Origin of the sequence: Synechocystis sp. LEGE 06083 (genome assembly GCF_015207725.1) — a bacterium.
GTDB classification, from domain to species: domain Bacteria; phylum Cyanobacteriota; class Cyanobacteriia; order Cyanobacteriales; family Microcystaceae; genus Synechocystis; species Synechocystis salina.
The window spans coordinates 1-1,944 of the sequence record NZ_JADEWJ010000412.1; the positions used below are offsets into that span (position 1 = coordinate 1).

3 protein-coding genes are annotated in these 1,944 nt (G+C 47.9%); all 3 read right to left on the reverse strand.

Annotation, left to right across the window (positions count from 1 at the left end; all coding sequences use genetic code 11):
• Positions 1-32: 32 nt before the first annotated feature.
• The 3 genes from IQ219_RS19220 to IQ219_RS19230 all read right to left on the reverse strand — a co-directional run bounded on the left by IQ219_RS19220 (position 33) and on the right by IQ219_RS19230 (position 1,850).
• Positions 33-683, reverse strand: a complete 651-nt coding sequence (locus tag IQ219_RS19220) for an LON peptidase substrate-binding domain-containing protein (RefSeq protein ID WP_190598263.1) — start codon at positions 681-683, stop codon at positions 33-35.
• A 53-nt stretch (positions 684-736) separates the two neighbouring features.
• Positions 737-1,501 (reverse strand): twin-arginine translocase subunit TatC, encoded by a 765-nt coding sequence (tatC, locus tag IQ219_RS19225; protein WP_194020236.1) that lies wholly within the window; start codon positions 1,499-1,501, stop codon positions 737-739.
• Between the two features lie 163 nt (positions 1,502-1,664).
• Positions 1,665-1,850: a DUF4114 domain-containing protein gene (locus IQ219_RS19230; RefSeq protein WP_194073677.1), complete on the reverse strand. Its 186-nt coding sequence runs from the start codon at positions 1,848-1,850 to the stop codon at positions 1,665-1,667.
• Positions 1,851-1,944 lie beyond the last annotated feature (94 nt).

Consider the following 1,944-nt stretch of genomic DNA (forward strand, 5'->3'; position numbering starts at 1 on the left):
GGGCTTTTTTTTAGCTTTTTTAAAAAAATGTTCTATTCTTCTCCCTCTGTACCCAAAACATCCTTTAAAGCGGTGCGGGCGGCGAGGTGGTTGCGGGTGGACATGAGAATTTCCGCTTCCCGTTGCAAGCGCTCGGCGGTGTCTTGTAATTCCAGCAAACTCTGTTGCTCACTGGCAACGCCATAAAGATTTCCTGCTACCCAGTAGGACAATTCCACCGGCAACACGGGTAAATCATCGGGCAATTCCAAATTCTGGTCGGTCAACTTGGCGGAGAGATTAACCACGTCATGCAACAGGCGATCGACTTCTTTGGCCAAGCCATGGAGATCCTGCCCCGTGTATTTATCATCAATCCATTCCACTAAACCGACTCGGTAGGGCTTTTCCCGCACATATTCCAGCACCCGAAAACGCTGCTGTCCCAGGGTTAAAACCTTCATCCGGTCATCGGGTAATCTTTGGTAGCGCAACACCTCTGCACAGCAACCCACATCGGAAATTTCCCCTGTGCTGGGATCGATCATCAACACCCCAAAACGGCGATCGTCTTCCAAAATGGTGTTCATCATCATCCGGTAGCGGTACTCGAAAATGTGCAGGGGCAGGGGCCGCCCAGGGAAAAGCACAACTTCAGGCAGTGGAAAAATAGGAAGTTCCCTAATTGCAACGGAGGATGCCATCTTAATATTTCTTAATGTTAAGCAACGTACTTCAAATGATAAAGGATTGGGGACTATTTACCCAGTAAGCGCACGCAACCGATGCCCCCAAAATAAAGCCCCAGCACTGCTCCAGCTAAAAGGGATTGGGTGAGGGGATCCGTGGAAGGGGTGAGGACTGCCCCCAGCACCATCGCCCCCAAAATCACAAAGCGCCAACCCTTCAGCATTTGCTCGGAGGAGACAATGCCCAAAAAGCCCAGAACCACTTGAATAATCGGAATTTGAAAGGCTAGCCCCGTGCTAAACATCAACAGAAGCACAAACTCAAAATATTTATCAATGGACCAGAGTTGCTCCACCACATCTGCCCCGTAGCTGACAAAAAATTTGAGCGCAGCGGGGATGAGAGCATAGTAGGCAAAGCCTAGACCGGCAAAAAAAAGCACACTGGAGCCCAGCACCACCGGCCCCAGCAATCGACGTTCCCGACGGGTTAAACCAGGTAAAACGAATTGAATAATTTGGTAGAGGATAAAGGGACTCATCACGAGGATGCCGCTATAGCCCGCTACCTTAACGGAAACGAAAAAAAACTCCCCAGGGGAAAGCTGCAAAAATTTCACTGTGCCCGCCGGTACCTGGAGCCATTGCACCAAGGGTTTGACAAAGATAAAGCAGGCCACCACTCCGACCAAGACTGCCCCCAAGGACAGAAAAATGCGAGTTCTAAGTTCATCAAGGTGATCAAACAAAGACATTTCCATGTCATTAGGCACTTCGTCCAAATAATCAGGGGAAGTTTCCGGGGAAGTGATGTTATCAAGCTGGGTCGGCATGGTTTAACGGCAAGGACAACAAGTTGCCCCTATTCTGACATTCTCCAGCCACTGATTGCGAAGATATGGAAGTTGGCTGGGCGATCGCCGGGGTCTGGATTATGGTGGGTTTGCATAAAGTAGTCCTGCCGTCCGGCCAGAATAATTTCTAAAAAACAAAAATCTAGGTGCGATAAAAAAAGCTAAACACAGTGTCATTAAAGTCATAGTCACTGACCCCAGCAATACTGGGCAGGTCTTCAAAGCCAAAAGTGTTATTTTCCAAGCGACGCAGATGTTCAGAAGCATCAGGATTGGCGGCACCAAAACTAAAATAAGCGGGACTGTAAATTAATTTGTGTAAAAGCAAAAATACAAATTAACCCATTTCAGCAAGGAGGCAATGATGGCAAGGAAGAAAAAAGAGGATACCGTAGCCGATAAATTAATGGATGAACTGTTAA

Bases quoted from the DNA above. Each gene is read 5' to 3' on its own strand.
- IQ219_RS19220 (WP_190598263.1), bottom strand. From the start codon at position 683: ATGGCATCCTCCGTTGCAATTAGGGAACTTCCTATTTTTCCACTGCCT.
- tatC (WP_194020236.1), bottom strand. From the start codon at position 1,501: ATGCCGACCCAGCTTGATAACATCACTTCCCCGGAAACTTCCCCTGAT.